Here is a 17,155-nt window from a genome sequence, read left to right on the forward strand (position 1 = left end):
TTTGTTCAACTAAAGCGCCAGTTAGTTTCATAAAGATTATATAGATAATATCCATTGCAAGCTTCATTTAATTACATCAGGAATGGATTATTACATGTCAGATTGCCAAGCGATAATAATAAATGTCGTCCAACTGACTGCCCAAAAGAGTAACATGATACTAAAACTAATAAACATCATATAGAATCCATTTAGAAAATCACTACTGATGTTTTTAGTTTTAAAATATACAACTTTAATAACAATTGATAAAACTATGAAAAAGTAAGATAAAACAGCACCTACCCAATACCATTTCATATTCACTCCCGGTCCAAAATCATAAGCCATATCTTGGAATTTTTGACTAAAATAAACGGCTATTGTTGATAAAATCAAACCAATGATTGCCAATAGTAGTCGGTAATACTTAGAATCTTTTAGTTTACTCATTGATGAACTCCTATAATATTTCTATTTAAGTATATTAAGAAGTTATTATATCATTTCTTATTCAACTATCATGCCATATGCTGCAATAAAAAAAATGCCGAAGCAGTCGTCGAACATTATACAACTAATGAAAAACGCCCATTTTGATTGGTTTGTTACTCGATAATTAAATGTGCTACATTCAATACGTCTTTGCAATCACTGATAAAGCGTTGATCATTTTGTACATATAGAGCATAACTCGTTGATTTCGTTTGAATTAATACTCTGTCGCTTGTTCTAGTCGGAAAACCCATTGTACGTTCCGCTTTAGGTGCATATTCTTTCGGAATTTTGATTGAAACGATTTCCTCTTTTTTTATTACCTGCTTATCAGAAGCATATTTAATGATAATTTCGGTTTCAGTGATATTCACTTTTAAAAATAGATAATTGAATAAGAAAAGTATACCTACTATTAAAATTGACATTCCAATAGTAATCCACATAAAGATTTCCTCCTGCTTACATTGTATTTATATATCCATATTTTACCATTCGTTATGGTAAGAATATTTAATAATTTTTTTATAAACAAAAAAAGACTGCCGAAGCAGCATATCGTTGTTCGACTAACGCTCACCGTTAGCTGTATAAGATCATAAACATTTTATAAATCTTTATCAATAGCATAGTCTAGAATTGATTGGTATACGCTATGCCACTCATGGTAGTAAGTTCTGATTTCATTTGAATTAATTAATTTCCTTTGGGCTGATTCGTGTTTACCTTCAAAAGTGTGGAATTGTCTAATGTCCATGTGGTAGAATACTTGATAACCAACTTTAGGATATCTACTCTTTTCACTCCATTTTGGATTTTCGTTGTGATCAACTATTATTTATCCAAGAAGATCACATTTGCCCTCAACATATCCCTCTTCCATTGCTTCACGTTTAAAGCATTCTTCAGGAGTTTCATATAAATCTATGTGACCACCAGGAAAATCCCACCCTCTATGATTTAAATTGACTAATAATAACTTGTTATTATAAAAACAAAGTCCATGAACACTTGTTATTAGGTATTGAGTTGGTAGTTGATTATCCTGTTTCCAGGTTAATTTTATTTTTGCTTCTCCCCAATTTACATAAGTTGTTGTCATATAACATCACCCTTTTTTAAACCAGTTAATATGAATATAACCAAAGAACTTGTATAGACTTATTCTCTTTTTTATTCGTAGAATCCTTTTCTTGAACTATCCTACCAGTTTACTCGAATAAAAAAGAGCTACCGAAGCATCTCAGTGATGTTCAACTAACGCGCCAGTTAGTTCAACAACATTAATAAAACTCCATGACATTTGTTCCAGCAATCAAATCATGAATTCCTCTTTTATTAATATCTCAGTGCCATACATATGTTAAAAAGCCGCGAATATACTGGTGTTATGTTTTAACTTTCATTAGGCTAGGAGTGAATAAACAATTATGATGCAGCCGATTCGTGTTCTTATTTCCGGTGCGAGCATTGCTGGACCAGCTCTCGCCTACTGGCTTCACCGCTATGGTTTTGAGGTGACTATTATAGAACGGGCGCCCACTTTACGCCCAGGTGGATATGCCGTTGATATCCGCGGTGCTGCCATTTTGGTACTTGAGCGGATGTGTATTCTTGATCAAGTTCGTGCAGCAGATACTCATATGACTGGTGTTTACTTTGTGAACAAAAAAGGGAAGATCAAAGGTCAAATGAGCGAAGCCAGTATAGGTAATCAGCATGGAATGGACATCGAAATTTTGCGTGAGGATCTAAGTAATATTTTGTATGATTTGACCAAGGATAAAGTTACATATATTTGGGGTGATTCAATTACCTCAATAAATGAGTCTGAAACCGGAGTAGAAGTTCAATTCATAAATAGGAAGCCACAGATATTCGATTTGATCATTGGTGCGGATGGAATCCATTCAAATGTGCGTAACTTGACTTTTGGCGAAGAAGAACAATTTAAACGTACTCTGGGTTGTTATATCTCGATTTTTAACCTTGAGAATTACCTTAACCTCGACCACTGTCAGATGTTTTTTACGGTGCCAGGTAAAACTGTTGGTTATAGCGCAAATAATAACACTGAGGCAAAGGGCATGTTTGTGTTCCAATCAGAATCACTTAAGTATGACCGCTATAATCTGGAAGAACAAAAGAATCTTATTAACAATGCTTTTAAAGAGCTTACGGGTTGGGAAACACCGAGTTTACTTAACAAATTGAAAGAATCTTCAGATTTTTATTTTGATGAAATTTGCCAGATTCACATGCCGACATGGTCAAAAGGTCGGATTACATTGGTAGGAGATGCGGCGTATTGTCCATCACCTCTTTCAGGTCAAGGCTCTAGCCTCGCACTTGTTGGAGCATATGTATTAGCAGGGGAACTCAAAGCTGCTCATGGTGATCACACCAAGTCCTTTATTTCCTATGAAAAAGAGATGAGAAATTTTGTTCAGAAAAACCAAAAAATAGCGCTATTAACTGCTGGAGGTATGATTGAAAAATCAAACTTAAAAATTAAGTTGCGCAATTTAATGTTACGTTTTCCCATCGTTATGAGTACCATGTTTAAAATGATTACGAAAATGATCGCTAAAGCTGCCAACGAGATTGAATTGAAAGATTATTAATCTTATAGTTTCTATGTTTGAATAAGATTCGATATAAAAGAAGAGCCAAACTTAAAGTATGAGCTCTTTTTTGTTTACTTTCTTTTGATAATTTAACTTAAACACATCACTAGAAAAGCAAAATATCCAACCATAAAAAAGAACAGCTTTGATTTTATTAAAATTCAATAAAATGTTTATTTATATTTAAATATCCAAATATAATGTCACACATTTTATAAGGCAAAAGAGGATAGATGAACAGGATTAAAATACCTGTATTCATCTATCCTCTCTTTTGTACAACAAATGACCTCATTTACCACAACAAAATGTTCTCTGTTATTGAACTAACTCGCCAGTTAGTTTAATAAGAAATTTAGTTCTTTCCAAGAATATCTTCTGGTCCCCACACTGCTAAACTATCATTAGGACAAGCCACTACTAACCAAATATCATTATCCATTGAAGTATCAATGACACCTACCTGCCAACTTTCATATTTATCGTGATGTCCCCATATGAAGAGAACTTCTCCTGTTTCAAATGTTAAGAATAAATGAGGACTTTTTTTAGATAATGAAATATCTTTAATTTTTTTTAATCTTAACTCACAAAGTAATTTTGAGGATTCAACCAAATTTAGTTTAGGAAGATCATCATGTAATGGTATTTCTTTGGGCATTGTATCAAATATACAAAAATCACTCTCAATATTAATGTAAATCTGTCCTTTAATTCGATCTGAATTAGATTCGCTTTCAGAAATATGTAATTTCAGTCCGTAAAACATCAACCCTTCAACTGTCGCTCCATTACATAAAAAATCTAAAATTTTAATACCAGCTGACCTTTCCTCTTTTTCCATTGGAATAACCTCCAACCTACATACTGAACTAATTTAACAATGGAATTACTGTTGAACTAACGTGCCAGTATTAATTGTATAACTTTTATTGGATTTTATTAATTTCAACAGCAGTACGAATACCTGCTTCAATAGCTCCTTGTATCCATCCTGGTGTAGATGATGTGTGAGAGCCAGCAAAATGTATTCTTCCTTCTGGACTACTAATAGATTGGCCAAATTCTTTTTGTTGGTCAGGTTTATACATAATAAATGCTCCTCCAGAAAAAGGATATTCCATCCAACTATGTGTATATCCTACAATAAACTCCGAATAAACTAGATTCCCAAATATAAATGAAAGATTATTTAATGCCATACTTATTCGATCTTCTTCAGTCATACTTTCCCAAATATCAGAATCGTCTCCCCAAGTATAACTTGCTAATACAACACCTGTTTCATTGGAACCTAAGTTGTGGCTAGGGAAATATGAAAATTTGATAGGTAAATCAGTCGTTATTTTACCACCGAACAAACCTAATTTTTCCCAAAACCTTGTTTTAAATTGCAATCCAATTTTAGTTGAACTAGTATAGTGTATCTCCCTGATGACTTTCCATTTATTACGAGATATGGATTCAAATGGGAATATGTTTACGAAGTTTAATAATGAATAGGGTATAGTTGTAATAACATAGTCACAAATTAATTGATGTTGTGTCTTATTTTTTTCATGTCGAGTATTAATCATAACATTTCTTTCACTTTGAACAATTTGTGTAACTCTTTGGTTTAGTATTATATCATTTTTCAATTGTGGTAAAAATGAATATGGAAGTTGGTCATTACCGCCTGTAATTTCATAAAGTTTTAGATTTGGGGTCAAGAGTACAATAACTTCTCTTAATATTCCTGTAAAAGCGAGTTCGGGAAACCCTTCTATTCCTACAATCGTCTTAATTAAATCAATTGCTTCAGGAGACAAAGACATACCAACAGGATTATATCTTAAAAATTCATGCATGGAAAATCGATCATACAAATTAACAACTACGTCCCAATTATTTATAGGGTCTTGATTAATAAAATCAATGACTGGTCCGATTGCTAGTTTAAGTAAGTCAGTTGCAGATTTACCTTTTTCATCCGGCGCCAAATTATACCCTAATGAATCTGGTTTATTTGCATAATTTTTTTCATTAGTTAGTACATTATTAGTAAAAATTAAATCATTTGGTGTACTATTAATAAATTCGTTTAAAGGTAACTTAAATTTATCAATGTATGCTAATGTTAAAAGATGAATGGAAGGTATCCGCATCGCACCGAGGTCTAAATATTCATTATTTATAAAAGGCGCCCTTTTCGTATAAATTCGTCCACCAATTCTATTATTGGCTTCTAAAATTGTAATTTGATGCCCTGCATCTTTTAAAAGTGAAGCAGTAACCAAACCTGATATTCCCGCTCCAAGAATTACTATATTTTTAGGGGAATTTGATTTATGTAATCCATTCTTAATAATCGATAACATTTCATCCATTGAAGGTAGTAATTTTGAATTCAAAGACATCAACTCTTTCTTTTAAAATTTAACTACCAATACCATTCTATTTAAAAATAGTTCGTCTAAGAACAATTGAACAAACTTGAGTTGTACGATAATGAGTTCTCAATACCATTTCAATATGAAAGTGAATCAATATAAACAAAAAAATGGGTAGAAAGCAGATAATGTATCTGTTTTTTCTACCCTTTTAATTTTCCAATTGATTAAAGTTAACTTGACCATCATTAAATAGTTTTGTAATGCATCCCCTTATTGAAATAAACTGCCATTTAATACAATAAAAAAAGTGAACAATGATATTGAACACGCCAGTTAGTTATACAAGAAAGGGACATTTTACTTAAACATTTCATTATCTAAAATAATCACGTTTTCATTAAAAGAAGTATGACCAATATGTTTAGTGTGTTCAACCAACCTGTAAATATTATCACAGCATTGTTTAGCACCAATTATTAATAATGGTACACCTATAAAATCAATTTTCAATCCTCTTGAGAAAAATCCCCCAAATGACATAACAATTGGAACGGTTGGTGAAGTGTTCGAGAATACTATTTTTTCATTGAAATGAAAATTATTTTGTAGAAGTAAGGTCAATTCTTTTAGTGCAGGAACAAGAAGTTTGTTCCTTTTTCGACCAATTGTATAAACAGAGTTGCCATCTTCATCTTTCCCATGAAAAATGAGCTTTCCAAAATCCTTTTTTGTTAATTTATTAAAGTATTCTATATTTATTATTTCCTCAGATGTTAGTTTTCTTTCTGACTGAGGTAATTGTTTTAAATGATATGCTGCAGCCATAGAAGTCGTATGCGTTCCACCATAATCATTATAAATATAAATCATAGGATGTCTCCTTTATCTTTTTATCTATTGATATTATGGGCTTTTATTCTCTTGTCAATACCACCTTCAGTTTCTTACAGAACTATCCTGTCAGTTAAGGAAATAAAAAAGAGTTGCAGAAGCAACTCTTGAACAAGTCTTTATAAATATAAATAAATTGGGAGACTCGAAAATAAAGGGACTACCGAAGTAGTCCGTTGTGCAACTAACGCGCCAGTTAGTTGTACAATAAATTTTCTATTCACTTTTTGCAGGAACCAAGATTTATTGCTTTGGAAAGTTCAGAAACAGATGAAAAACTTATATAAACATTTTTATCACGAATTGTTTGTAGCAAAATGAATCTGAATATATCAATAGATACATTCAGATTCAACAATATTTATTAATCTTTTTAATTGTTCAATTGATTGACCTAAGGAAAGTGAATATAACCTCTGTTTTCCCTTTTTCTCTATTTCAACAAGATTATTGTCTTTCATTATCTTAAGGTGATGAGAAATTGTTGGCCGTGATAAATTTGATTTCTCTGAAATTTCATTAACGCTTAAAAATTCTACTTCAGCAAGTAATAATATTATATCTTGTCTGGCTGGATCACTTAATGCATGGAATAATGGAATACATTCTCTGAAAACATCTATTGGTTTGTTTATCATTTTTTTACACCTCATAATAATGATGAATTACTCACTTTTCACCCGCAACATATTTTGCAATTTTAGCTGACAGGCTTCTCGGTAGAAACTTAGCAGAATAAGCTCCTATTTTATTAAAAGTTCCAGTTATAACCACTCTTTCCCCTTTCATAAATGATAGGTAGCCCGTTTTTGCAACATTACTAGAATTCATCGCTTGACTAAACATTTTAGTATCTTCTACATTAGCAACTGATCCGAAATTAGTTTTTGTTGCACCAGGACAAAGTGTAGTAACTGTTATGTTCGTTTCTGATAACTCTTCTACAAGTGCCTCTGAAAACGATAAGACGAAAGCTTTTGTTGCATAGTATACTGCCATTAATGGACCGGGTTGAAATGCTGCTGTACTTGCTACATTTAAAATTTTACCAAAATTCTTTTTCTTCATTTTAGGTAGAAAATAGTATGTTAACTCTGTTAATGCCATTACGTTTAAATGAACCATATTTAATTGCTTATTAATATCAAGTTCATCAAACTTACCCAACAAGCCAAAGCCTGCATTATTTACTAAAAAATCAATTTCAATGCCAAGGCTTTCAACTTCTTCAAACACTTCTTTAGCAGAACCTGGTACACTTAAATCTTTCGAAATAATACTCACATTTAGATTAGAATACGTCAGTTTAATTTCCTCTAGTTTTTGTGTATTTCTTGCAACTAATACAAGATCATATCCGTCATTAGCGAATAACTTTACAAACTCATATCCTAATCCACTTGTAGCTCCAGTTATTAATACTGTTTTTTTCATATTTAAGACTCCTTACTGTATTAGTATTTTTTCAAGTTGATACGTTTAAACTTATAAATATATAGTATATAGCAATTTAATACTTGTCAATTATTAAACTTCAATTTTACTCAAATTACCACCTCTATTTTTTTCCTTACTATAAATCTCTTTTAGCTCTAAAATAAAGTTCTTACGAGAAACTGAATCATACTTTTTTATTCACCAATTAAGATACAATCGCTTTATTTAACTTAATTGTCAAATAGTAAAATTGGAGCCGTTCATATTTTATCGGCTCGAAATGAGTATTTAACTAACGCACCAGTTAGTTGTAGATGGATTGGAGAATTACTAGTTAATTACAAGGAGGCCATAAAATATCAGAAAACGCCAAGCAGATAGCTGTAATAATCCAATCGTATAAATCCGGGCTTTTATATCAATGCAAGCCCCACCCTCATATAATTGTAAGTATTAAAAAATCCCCCTTCCTTAACCTACATAAGCTCTCACAATTGAAGGGAATATTTTAAACATCGTTACGCCATATAACGCTATAAAACTAACCAAAAGTGACGCAGATAAATCTATACTTTCACATACTTTGGTAAACATAGGTAATCATAATAATGTTGACAGAGAATTAAATTAAATTATTGAGGTAATATGATGAATCGCAAATTAAAAATTAGTGGCTTCCAATTATTTTGTATGATTTTTTTGTTTGAAGGAGGAACTACAACGGTTTTCGGCCTTGCTCATAATTCAAAACAAAATGGTTGGATTACTATACTTATTAGTCTTATTTTGGGTTGTATATTATTATTTGTGTATATGAAATTATATGAAATATATCCCAGTTTACCTTTCACAAAATACATTCAACTAATATTAGGTGAATTTGCAGGAAAATTAATAGCTTTAATTTATATTGTATATTTCCTTTATATTGCAGCACGAGATTTACGTGATTTTGAAGAAGTATTAGTTATTACTCTATTTAATTCTTCGTCTATAATTTTGATTGGAATAATTATGATGTCACTAATAATTTATAGCCTATATAAGGGACTTGAAACATTTGCAAGAGCTAATGAAGTAATTTTTATGTTAATTGTTATGACGATGTTTTTTTTAATTGGAGCAGAAACAATTTCTAAATTACAGAACTTTAATAATCTAAGACCGGTTTTAGAAAATGGAATACAACCAATCTTGAAAGATGTCTTTCCCACTACATTAACTTTTCCTTTTGGTGAACTCATAACGTTTACTATGATTTTTCCCTATGTAAATAAAACAAAAAATACTTTTAAGGTAGGTTTTTTAGCGATAATAGTCACAGGTATATTAATGATTATATTCAATATTAATAACATAGCAATCTTAGGCGCTTCATTATTTGAAAGAACTTCTTTTCCACTTTTAACGGCAGTTAGTTTTGTTAATATTGCACATTTTATACAAAGACTAGATACATTTATTATTATGTTAATGGTGTTTGCAGGATTTATAAAAATTACTATTTTTTTCTATTGTGCACTTTCTGGTTCTGCCGATCTATTTAATGTAAAGAAAACTGAAAAGCTAATCTACCCTCTTAGTATTATAATTATTTTGCTTTCTTTATTTATGGCCCCGGGTTACTTAGAACACATTAAGGAAGGGTTTGATATAGTCCCGTATTATTTACATATACCTCTCCAAATCATTATTCCTGTATGTCTGTTATTAATTGTTCTGATTCAAAGAAATATAAAATTTTCAAAAAAATAATAATTACTTATCCACTTTATTTTTAAGTATGAAAAAGGGATAGCAGTAGCTACCCCTTTTTAATCATAAATTTCAATACAGGTAGTCGATCATATATAATAATGCGCCTCCTCTTTTCCGTTTCTTGCTCTCAGTATAAGTGCAGATTTAATCGAACTAAATTGTTTGCGCTCACTTCTCCTGCCTTTGTGTTTTACTTGTCAGTTTCTCGAAAGAACTGGCAGATGCTTTTTCTATTTTAAATTTCATTTCAGTTACCTTCATTTTTTCACAATTTATTTAATATTACATAGTGTTAAATCTGAGTAGGATTTTTTGCATACACAAATTGAGGTTGGAAATAGTAAAAATATACTTTTTAATAACTGGAGGATATAGATGAATTTACAATCTGGAACCTATTATTGGCCTACAACTTTTCCTGATGCTCCATCATATCCGGCGCTGGAAGCAGACCTTTCTTGTGATGTTTTAATCATCGGAGGGGGAAGCTCAGGGGCACAATGTGCATATTATCTTTCCGATACAAATTTAGATGTGGTTGTAATTGAAAAATCAACCATTGGCTGCGGCAGTACTAGTTCAAATACGGCCCTTCTTCAATATTCCGGTGAAAAAATGTTTACAGATTTGATCAACACCTTTGGAGAAGGTTACATCGAAAGGCATTTACAACTACTGAAGGAAGCCATAAATGAAATTGAAGTAGCCTCAAAAAAAGTCATCATTAATTGTGAGTTCAATAGAAGAGATACTCTTTATACCGCAAGCTGTCGTGACGACGTTGAAAATCTAAAAAAGGAATATGAATTCTTAAAACAGAAAAACTGTGAACTTACTTTTTTAACAAAGGATGAAATTGAAGCAAAATATCCATTTAGCAGGGATGCCGCTATTTATTCATACAATGATGCAGAAATCAATCCTTTCAGGTACACCCATGCACTTTTGGAGTACACCGCAAATAAAGGAATCCAAATATTTGAACATTCGGAAATGAACGGTCACCATTATGATAAAGAACAAGATAAGGTGATTGTAACTACAAAGAATGGTCATTCTATCAAAACACGCTATATTATTTATGCAGCAGGTTATGAAGGAATTGAAATTCAAAAGGAGAAAAAAGCTTCCTTTGTAAGTACATATACCGTAACTACCCAACCAGTCAAAGATCTTTCCAAATGGTATAACAGAACACTCATTTGGGAAACCGCTCGTCCATATTTATTTATGCGTACAACTAGAGATAACAGGATTATCATAGGCGGACTTGATGATAATACTTCGTACCCTGAAGATCGTGATAGTAAACTGATTCACAAGAAGAAGAAACTGATAGAAGAGTTTAATAAAATGTTTCCAACTATTCAAATACAGCCAGAATATTACTTAGCAGCATTTTATGGAGGCACATTCGATGGCATTCCAATTATTGGAAAATACGATACATTTCCAAATAGTTATTTCCTATTTGCCTTTGGTGATAACGGGACTGTTTACAGTCAGCTGCTTTCGAAGCTTATTGCAAAGGAAATTATTGAAGGGGAATGTCCAGATTTAGCTTTATACTTGCAAAATCGACCTTTGCTAAAAAGTGGATTTTTTGTTTCTTCTAATTGATTCTATTTAACATATAGGCTCTTCTAAACTTTAATGCTGATTACTACATAAAAATAGAGGAAACCCCTTTGAGGGTTTCCTTGTTCATTGTAATGTATTCTTCATAAATTTCTCCCCACACCGATGATACAACAAACTTTTTATTCCTCTTTCTTTTTGGTTTATTAGTCATTTTAACTTCCTCCTATTTATTTGATGAGTTAAGCATAGGAGGAAGTTATGAACTGATTATGAACTTTTTAATATCTAACTTAAAATAATTAATTACTATTTCTTTATATCTATAAAGGGTCGTTCATGGTTTTTATAAACTCTAATTATGGATAAATAATTTTTTTAATTTAAAACCATAATCATTTATCCATTTTCCATAATAAAAAGGCTACCAAAGTAACCTCTTGTATTTCAACTAACGCGCCATTTAGTTTCATAACCTAAAAATTTAAAAATCCAAATATGATACTAATCATTCTTCATTTAATACTGCATTGAATCATGAATGCTTCGGAATATTTTTATATTCATTTTTGTAGTCAATGAAAATCTTTAGGTATGAATTTCATTAGATTCTGAAGCAATACTATAAATAATAGTATAAGTGTTATTACCTTTTTATAGAATTACTGTTAAATTATGAATCTTATATAAATAAATCACATTGTTTTTTATTAAATAAACTAACGTCTAGAACGCTTGTCCAAACAAAATCATATGATATTAAGGTAGTTAATCAATAGGATAAGGAGTGCTTTTCTTGAGTTACAATCGTAATAATAATAATGTTGGTGGAGAAAGTGATCGAAACAGAAATAGAAAAAATGTTACATTAAACGCAAAAATCACGGTTGACCGAGATGAATTTTGTCGTGCTGTAGATCGTTGCAACGATGATAGAGTTGCTGGTGCTGAGGATCGACGCGATGACAGAGATCGTAATAATTGTGGTTGGAGATGGATCTAATTTTGATTCTTATATTAATCCTTTGAAAAAACTGGGTTAATTTCACTAAAAAAAAATTACTAAAATAATTATTTAAAACAGAGTCTCCTTATAGATGACTTTGTTTTTTCTTTTTTCACTAACGCATGTGTTAGTTATACAAAATGTCGCTATACAAATCGACCTACCATAAATAAAATCATTCCCAATGTCATAAAAATTAATTGAAACTACACGAGTAGCATCAAATCTTATTTTTTTTCCTTTTATCTCATAAAGAATACTGAAAATAAAAGCTACATATAACGCAGTGATTATAATTGGTAATATTGATTGTTGAACTAAACTGTCTGTTTAATGAAACAAAAAAGAGCCACATCTGTGACTCTTGTAACACCTCTTTTAAGCTGGTTCTAAGGAATATTAATAACACCTTAACGAAATCAGATATATTAATTTTTTGTATAAAATGCTTCAAGGTAGTCCAAAACGAACTTTTCCATTGAAATCGGATCATTACCGAGTAACACTTCTAAATCAGATGTTACTGTTTTAGCTAACCCTAGCTTGGCTGTTGTATAAATAGCAATCATCACGACGATAAAATCACGTTTCATCCCTTTTTTTCTCTTTTTTCTCCAGAAAGTTAAAATACTTGGATCTGAATAATGGATTTCTTTACTTAAATGTTTTGATAGTATGTCTGCAACTTCATAGTAACTAAGGGCTTCTTTACCTGTTAATGAATATGCCTTAAAACGATGACCACTTTCTGTTAATGTTTTTGCAGCAACTACTCCTATATCACGCACATCAATAAAACTTGTTTTTCCTTTTCCCGCAGGAACAAAAATGATATTTTCATTTAACAATTCCTCGCCGTGTTGTGTTAGTAAATTTTGCATGAAAAAGCTAGGTCTTAAAAAGGTATATGGAATACCAGATTTTAGTATTAGTTCCTCAATTTTTGCATGAGGAAATATTCTATTTTTTTCTGCTCCTAATAAAGATAAAAATACTATGTGATCAATTCCAACCTCTTTTGCTATTTCAATTACCGGTTCAAAGTACTTTTTTTCCGCAAGATGTGGTGGACGAATTAGAAATAATTTCTTGATTCCTTGAAGAGCCGGACGAATTGAATCTGGATCCTCAAAGTTTAAATAGATATTTTCTGTATTTTTTCTATGTGTTGATATTTTAAAATCTATGTGTAATCTTTGTAATTCTTTTACAACTTCTCTTCCAACATTACCGGTAGCCCCAGTTACTAAGATCATATCTATCTCATTCCTTTTCTTTTTATGTTTTTACTATAAAGTTGTGCTAATTTTATTAAAAACATAACTAACGACTTGGAGCTATTCCTTTAGATTATTATCCATCTATTTTTAACTGCTTTAATTACAGCATTTAATCGGTCTTGGACCTCCATTTTTTGTAATAAATTACCTACATGATTTTTAACCGTTTTATCAGAAATGGTCAGTTCCTTACTAATCTCTTTGTTAGAGAGTCCCTTAGATAGTAATCCTAAGATTTCTATTTCTCTACTAGTAAGAATTAGTTTCAGATCAGTATCATCTAGTTGCCTATATATTTCATGAATTTCATATAATTCTTTATAATAATTGAAAAAATCGTCTGTGAAACGTGTATCTAACATAAAATGTCCAATATGTACCTGCTTTACTAAATCTATTAGAAATAGTTCACTTATATCATTAAGACAAATTCCTTTAACACCAATATGGATTAGTTTATTAATTGTAAACATATTAATTGAATCTTTAATAATAATTATTTTTGTAGAGGAATCTAGTGAAATTAGTTTCTTTGCATATTCTTCCGTTTCTTTTGAAGGGACTTGAATAATAATGATTGATTCGAATTGATCAATTCCATTTGATAAAATCTCTTTAGAAGAAATATAAGAATTTATATTATAAAACTTTAATATATTATGTATTCCTGTAACAAATAATAAACTCTCTACAATCACCACAGTATTTTGTTTTTTACATATATTATTTGTGCATTCTTCTAACATCATAATTGCCTCACCTTTAAATTGTATTTTGAACATTAATTACCGCTTATACATTAAGGAAAATTCTTGCATTTTCCATAAATTCATTTATTTCACGTTCTTTAATAATGACTATACTTTTAAGATGATGATGTTAATTATGTGACTTTTTCTATTCTTATAAGGCATAGTTTGACATGTTTATCTAAATCTCTATATTTTCATCATATTAAATATAGACCAGTCTATATAATTTTATTAAATGAACCATTATTTCATTTAAGGAGTAATGGTATTTGCTTTGCTAACATTCTTAGTGGTTCCCCGTTTCCATTTGTAAACGATATAAGGCATGCACCTTCAATCATAAAATTAAGAATAACTCCTAATTCTTCAGCTCGTTCTTGATCAAAACCGGAGATCATTAATTTCTGAGAAAATGCAGTTTCAAATTTTTGGTATGAATGTTGGCAAGTTTCTCGTATTGTTTCACTAACTAAAGATGTTTCTAATGCAACTGTTGCTATTGGAAGTCCAGTCATTGGTCCTTTTTCAAATTGTTCCGCCATCCATAAAATAAAATTTTCTATTGCACGTAAAGCATCTGGAGAACTTTGTAATCCTTCATTTATGTAATTTAATATAAAGGTTGAAGTTAATTCTACTGCCTCAATAGCTAGTTGTTCTTTACCATTAGGAAAATGATAATATAAAGAACCTTTTGGCGCACCACTTTCTTGGGTAATTTGATTTAGGCCAGTTGCATGATACCCTTGTAATTGAAAAAGCCTAGATGCAGTTTTGAGTATTTTTGTCCTCGAACTTTCCTTTTGTTCCATTAATATAACTCCAATCAATTACTTAACATTTTTCTCATTTTTCTACATTGATAATAGATAACATTTATAATTAAGTCAACTAAACTTTAGAATTAAAGTGTGAGAAAGTAAGTTTAAAAGATCTTATTTCTAACGCGCCAGTTAGTTGAATAAGGAAATTGATATTTATAATCAAAATATTGATAATAACAACAATAACAATAATCAGTTATGGATCGACTGGAAAATTATTATCGGTAATAAATTGGGACAAATGAGAATGGTTATATATTTGGGTACCCGTCTAGTCATTGGATAAACACCTATCATAGGATATCACAGGAATAAAAAAGGGAGGTATAGTTAAAAGATGAGTCATATGTATCAAAATTACATGCCTTACTATCCAATTCAGCACTATCGACAATTTCCTCAATATCCGCAATCGGAAATATGGGCAGATCAAGTGATAAAGCAGCCGTTATATCCTCATTTAAAGAATACGGTATTCAGGGAAATTGCCCCTTTTGTTACTTATGGTCTGAATGAAGCGAAAGCAACTTCATATGAGCATGCATTACAAGAAGTTGCTGCAATGACCTATTTAATTGGAAGGGGAATGGATCCAAAAACTGCTTATTTAACAGTTGAATCGTGGGAAGTAAATGAAAAATTTTATTAAAATAGATGAAGAATGATTTGTTTAAGAAGATGATATAGTCTATATAAAAACCTTAACTAACAAGTTCTCCTTTAATATATTTTCGCAACAATCGGGCGTTATCCTAATAATTAGGATAACGCATGTTAATAAAGGTCGGAAGATGATATAAGATTTCCAAATTGGAAACCATTTTAGTGAGAAAATAATTAATTCTAATTCAACAAACACATTCGTTAGTTCAATTTGAAATAAACTTTCTTGTTTTATGTTAATCATTTGCTGGATTTTTTGATGTGAAATTACTTTTCCCATTTCAACCTATCAAAAGCATAGCTTATACTAATACTTATAACTTTCCCATTAGAGTGTGAAAATGAAGAATCCAAATTTTTTTGGGTCTACATACATAAATTGATTGTTCTTGGTCTTCATCTTTATAGTAATTTTCACCATATATTGATATTACATTTTTATTTGTTGTTCCACTTCTAATTCCTTTATCAGTTGAAGAATGAACATTATCTTGTAAAGTCGTAACTTGTAAAATTTCACCTGTTTCTCTTTCAACACTCATAATAATATCTTCATTCCAATATTGGTCTCCCCGCCTAACTCCCATATTTACATTTTAAATAATAGATTTTCGAATGTTCCAATAAATCCCATATATTATTGTTAGCAATATAATTAGACCAGTTCTTATTCAACAAAGGGCAAATAGGAGCCTCATTGGCTCCCATGTGTTATGAAATTATTTTTGAACTAGAGTTTAGGCTGGATAACCTCCGGTTGGTGGTGGCCAAGAGCTAAATAATCTGCGGATTAGTACGATTTCACCTAAATGATAGGAGTTGTGAGATGCAATATTGCGTAGAACACCACCTGGTGATTCGCCTGGCCATTTCTCCAATGATTTGTCCAATTGAACAGTTTGGGCAATCGTACATGCCTGTTCTATCCCTTGAAGAAAATGCTGAATAACCTGTTTCCACTCTTCCTCATTACTTGGCCCCTCTTCAACAGGCCAGCTTTCTTTTACATTGGAAGGTAATTCAGGCTTCTCTCCTTGTGCGAATAATAAGAGAAAATCTTGCCAGTATGTCATGTGTTTGACTAATTGATAAATAGTATAAGGTAGTTCTTCTTTTCTTTTTCCCGCAAGATCCATGTTTATATCCAACAAAGCATTCTTGATAGGAAGATGACCTCGTTCTCCTCTTAATGATTTTATTAATGTGTCACTAAACGCTTTATTTGATTGCTCCATAAAACCGACTCCCAACATTTTTATTCTAAATTACTGAATTTATTGTTCTTTTAACTCTATTATCTAAATATATAATTGAAAAAATTACTGATCACAATAGTCAAATCGAATTTTTCATCTAAACCATATGATGATAAAAAGTCCACTCTTTAACTAATTACACTACTTTTTCAATTCTGTTTTTAATTATACTGATTAGAGTAAACTCTAAGTCAATAGATAAATGAATGATTAAAAGCTTTGACTTCTCCTTTA

Annotated in this window: 18 protein-coding genes and 1 pseudogene; 5 read left to right on the plus strand and 14 right to left on the minus strand. The window is 30.9% G+C overall.

Translation table 11 applies throughout. The features are described from left to right. Positions 1-90: 90 nt before the first annotated feature. From ABID96_RS13180 to ABID96_RS13190, 3 genes and pseudogenes are all read right to left on the minus strand, one after another. Positions 91-432: a hypothetical protein gene (locus ABID96_RS13180; protein ID WP_192602438.1), complete on the minus strand. Its 342-nt coding sequence runs from the start codon at positions 430-432 to the stop codon at positions 91-93. A gap of 155 nt (positions 433-587) precedes the next feature. Continuing rightward, complete coding sequence (locus ABID96_RS13185; protein ID WP_192602439.1) at positions 588-920, minus strand: SunI/YnzG family protein; 333 nt, start codon at positions 918-920, stop codon at positions 588-590. Positions 921-1,081: 161 nt separating this feature from the next. Next, a pseudogene (locus tag ABID96_RS13190) lies at positions 1,082-1,576 on the minus strand (NUDIX hydrolase). Between the two features lie 328 nt (positions 1,577-1,904). Between ABID96_RS13190 and ABID96_RS13195 the strand changes: the two are divergent. Then, complete coding sequence (locus tag ABID96_RS13195) at positions 1,905-3,098, plus strand: FAD-dependent monooxygenase (RefSeq protein ID WP_192602440.1); 1,194 nt, start codon at positions 1,905-1,907, stop codon at positions 3,096-3,098. A 358-nt stretch (positions 3,099-3,456) separates the two neighbouring features. Here the strand turns inward: ABID96_RS13195 and ABID96_RS13200 are convergent, their stop codons facing one another. The 5 genes from ABID96_RS13200 to ABID96_RS13220 all read right to left on the minus strand — a co-directional run bounded on the left by ABID96_RS13200 (position 3,457) and on the right by ABID96_RS13220 (position 7,801). After that, on the minus strand, positions 3,457-3,945 hold the full coding sequence (locus ABID96_RS13200) for a hypothetical protein (protein ID WP_192602441.1): 489 nt from the start codon (positions 3,943-3,945) through the stop codon (positions 3,457-3,459). Positions 3,946-4,030: 85 nt separating this feature from the next. Next, the gene (locus ABID96_RS13205; protein WP_483301359.1) at positions 4,031-5,470 is read right to left on the minus strand and encodes a flavin monoamine oxidase family protein; all 1,440 of its coding nucleotides are present in this window, start codon (positions 5,468-5,470) and stop codon (positions 4,031-4,033) included. A gap of 363 nt (positions 5,471-5,833) precedes the next feature. Next, on the minus strand, positions 5,834-6,346 hold the full coding sequence (locus ABID96_RS13210; protein WP_192602443.1) for a DUF3189 family protein: 513 nt from the start codon (positions 6,344-6,346) through the stop codon (positions 5,834-5,836). A 353-nt stretch (positions 6,347-6,699) separates the two neighbouring features. Further along, positions 6,700-7,005 (minus strand): ArsR/SmtB family transcription factor, encoded by a 306-nt coding sequence (locus ABID96_RS13215; RefSeq protein ID WP_192602444.1) that lies wholly within the window; start codon positions 7,003-7,005, stop codon positions 6,700-6,702. Positions 7,006-7,036: 31 nt separating this feature from the next. Next, a complete protein-coding gene (locus ABID96_RS13220; RefSeq protein WP_192602445.1) occupies positions 7,037-7,801 on the minus strand; it encodes an SDR family NAD(P)-dependent oxidoreductase in 765 nt (254 codons plus the stop codon). 651 nt (positions 7,802-8,452) lie between these two features. On the opposite strand from ABID96_RS13220, the gene ABID96_RS13225 reads away from it, so the two are divergent. After that, a complete protein-coding gene (locus ABID96_RS13225) occupies positions 8,453-9,559 on the plus strand; it encodes a GerAB/ArcD/ProY family transporter (RefSeq protein ID WP_192602446.1) in 1,107 nt (368 codons plus the stop codon). Positions 9,560-9,937: 378 nt separating this feature from the next. Beyond that, positions 9,938-11,182, plus strand: a complete 1,245-nt coding sequence (locus tag ABID96_RS13230; RefSeq protein ID WP_192602447.1) for an NAD(P)/FAD-dependent oxidoreductase — start codon at positions 9,938-9,940, stop codon at positions 11,180-11,182. A 43-nt stretch (positions 11,183-11,225) separates the two neighbouring features. Here the strand turns inward: ABID96_RS13230 and ABID96_RS13235 are convergent, their stop codons facing one another. Further along, positions 11,226-11,354: a hypothetical protein gene (locus tag ABID96_RS13235; RefSeq protein WP_377896892.1), complete on the minus strand. Its 129-nt coding sequence runs from the start codon at positions 11,352-11,354 to the stop codon at positions 11,226-11,228. Positions 11,355-11,936: 582 nt separating this feature from the next. Here ABID96_RS13235 and ABID96_RS13240 point away from each other — a divergent pair. Then, positions 11,937-12,143, plus strand: coding sequence for a hypothetical protein (locus tag ABID96_RS13240; protein WP_192602429.1), 207 nt, complete (start codon positions 11,937-11,939; stop codon positions 12,141-12,143). Positions 12,144-12,574: 431 nt separating this feature from the next. Here ABID96_RS13240 and ABID96_RS13245 read toward each other — a convergent pair whose 3' ends face one another. The 3 genes from ABID96_RS13245 to ABID96_RS13255 all read right to left on the minus strand — a co-directional run bounded on the left by ABID96_RS13245 (position 12,575) and on the right by ABID96_RS13255 (position 14,990). Next, the gene (locus ABID96_RS13245; protein WP_192602448.1) at positions 12,575-13,402 is read right to left on the minus strand and encodes an SDR family oxidoreductase; all 828 of its coding nucleotides are present in this window, start codon (positions 13,400-13,402) and stop codon (positions 12,575-12,577) included. A gap of 89 nt (positions 13,403-13,491) precedes the next feature. Beyond that, positions 13,492-14,175 carry a response regulator transcription factor gene (locus tag ABID96_RS13250; RefSeq protein WP_192602449.1) on the minus strand — a complete coding sequence of 228 codons (684 nt, stop codon included), beginning with the start codon at positions 14,173-14,175 and terminating at the stop codon, positions 13,492-13,494. Between the two features lie 251 nt (positions 14,176-14,426). After that, entirely contained in the window at positions 14,427-14,990 is a 564-nt protein-coding gene (locus ABID96_RS13255) for a TetR/AcrR family transcriptional regulator (protein WP_192602450.1), read from the minus strand. A gap of 349 nt (positions 14,991-15,339) precedes the next feature. Between ABID96_RS13255 and ABID96_RS13260 the strand changes: the two genes are divergently transcribed. Continuing rightward, positions 15,340-15,651: a hypothetical protein gene (locus ABID96_RS13260; protein WP_192602451.1), complete on the plus strand. Its 312-nt coding sequence runs from the start codon at positions 15,340-15,342 to the stop codon at positions 15,649-15,651. Between the two features lie 328 nt (positions 15,652-15,979). On the opposite strand, the gene ABID96_RS13265 is transcribed toward ABID96_RS13260, so the two are convergent. Then, positions 15,980-16,207 carry a hypothetical protein gene (locus tag ABID96_RS13265; RefSeq protein ID WP_192602452.1) on the minus strand — a complete coding sequence of 76 codons (228 nt, stop codon included), beginning with the start codon at positions 16,205-16,207 and terminating at the stop codon, positions 15,980-15,982. Positions 16,208-16,402: 195 nt separating this feature from the next. Then, positions 16,403-16,900 carry a DinB family protein gene (locus tag ABID96_RS13270; RefSeq protein ID WP_192602453.1) on the minus strand — a complete coding sequence of 166 codons (498 nt, stop codon included), beginning with the start codon at positions 16,898-16,900 and terminating at the stop codon, positions 16,403-16,405. Positions 16,901-17,155: the final 255 nt, after the last annotated feature.

The organism is Gottfriedia sp. OAE603 (assembly GCF_040543965.1).
GTDB classification, from domain to species: Bacteria; Bacillota; Bacilli; order Bacillales; family Bacillaceae_G; genus Gottfriedia; species Gottfriedia solisilvae.

Excerpts from the sequence above, each read along its gene's own strand:
- ABID96_RS13225 (WP_192602446.1), top strand. The coding sequence starts at position 8,453 with ATGAATCGCAAATTAAAAATTAGTGGCTTCCAATTATTTTGTATGATT.
- ABID96_RS13200 (WP_192602441.1), bottom strand. The coding sequence starts at position 3,945 with ATGGAAAAAGAGGAAAGGTCAGCTGGTATTAAAATTTTAGATTTTTTA.
- ABID96_RS13180 (WP_192602438.1), bottom strand. The coding sequence starts at position 432 with ATGAGTAAACTAAAAGATTCTAAGTATTACCGACTACTATTGGCAATC.
- ABID96_RS13185 (WP_192602439.1), bottom strand. The coding sequence starts at position 920 with ATGTGGATTACTATTGGAATGTCAATTTTAATAGTAGGTATACTTTTC.
- ABID96_RS13215 (WP_192602444.1), bottom strand. The coding sequence starts at position 7,005 with ATGATAAACAAACCAATAGATGTTTTCAGAGAATGTATTCCATTATTC.
- ABID96_RS13220 (WP_192602445.1), bottom strand. The coding sequence starts at position 7,801 with ATGAAAAAAACAGTATTAATAACTGGAGCTACAAGTGGATTAGGATAT.
- ABID96_RS13210 (WP_192602443.1), bottom strand. The coding sequence starts at position 6,346 with ATGATTTATATTTATAATGATTATGGTGGAACGCATACGACTTCTATG.
- ABID96_RS13230 (WP_192602447.1), top strand. The coding sequence starts at position 9,938 with ATGAATTTACAATCTGGAACCTATTATTGGCCTACAACTTTTCCTGAT.
- ABID96_RS13255 (WP_192602450.1), bottom strand. The coding sequence starts at position 14,990 with ATGGAACAAAAGGAAAGTTCGAGGACAAAAATACTCAAAACTGCATCT.
- ABID96_RS13195 (WP_192602440.1), top strand. The coding sequence starts at position 1,905 with ATGATGCAGCCGATTCGTGTTCTTATTTCCGGTGCGAGCATTGCTGGA.
- ABID96_RS13205 (WP_483301359.1), bottom strand. The coding sequence starts at position 5,470 with ATGGATGAAATGTTATCGATTATTAAGAATGGATTACATAAATCAAAT.
- ABID96_RS13250 (WP_192602449.1), bottom strand. The coding sequence starts at position 14,175 with ATGATGTTAGAAGAATGCACAAATAATATATGTAAAAAACAAAATACT.
- ABID96_RS13270 (WP_192602453.1), bottom strand. The coding sequence starts at position 16,900 with ATGGAGCAATCAAATAAAGCGTTTAGTGACACATTAATAAAATCATTA.
- ABID96_RS13260 (WP_192602451.1), top strand. The coding sequence starts at position 15,340 with ATGAGTCATATGTATCAAAATTACATGCCTTACTATCCAATTCAGCAC.
- ABID96_RS13245 (WP_192602448.1), bottom strand. The coding sequence starts at position 13,402 with ATGATCTTAGTAACTGGGGCTACCGGTAATGTTGGAAGAGAAGTTGTA.
- ABID96_RS13235 (WP_377896892.1), bottom strand. The coding sequence starts at position 11,354 with ATGACTAATAAACCAAAAAGAAAGAGGAATAAAAAGTTTGTTGTATCA.
- ABID96_RS13265 (WP_192602452.1), bottom strand. The coding sequence starts at position 16,207 with ATGAGTGTTGAAAGAGAAACAGGTGAAATTTTACAAGTTACGACTTTA.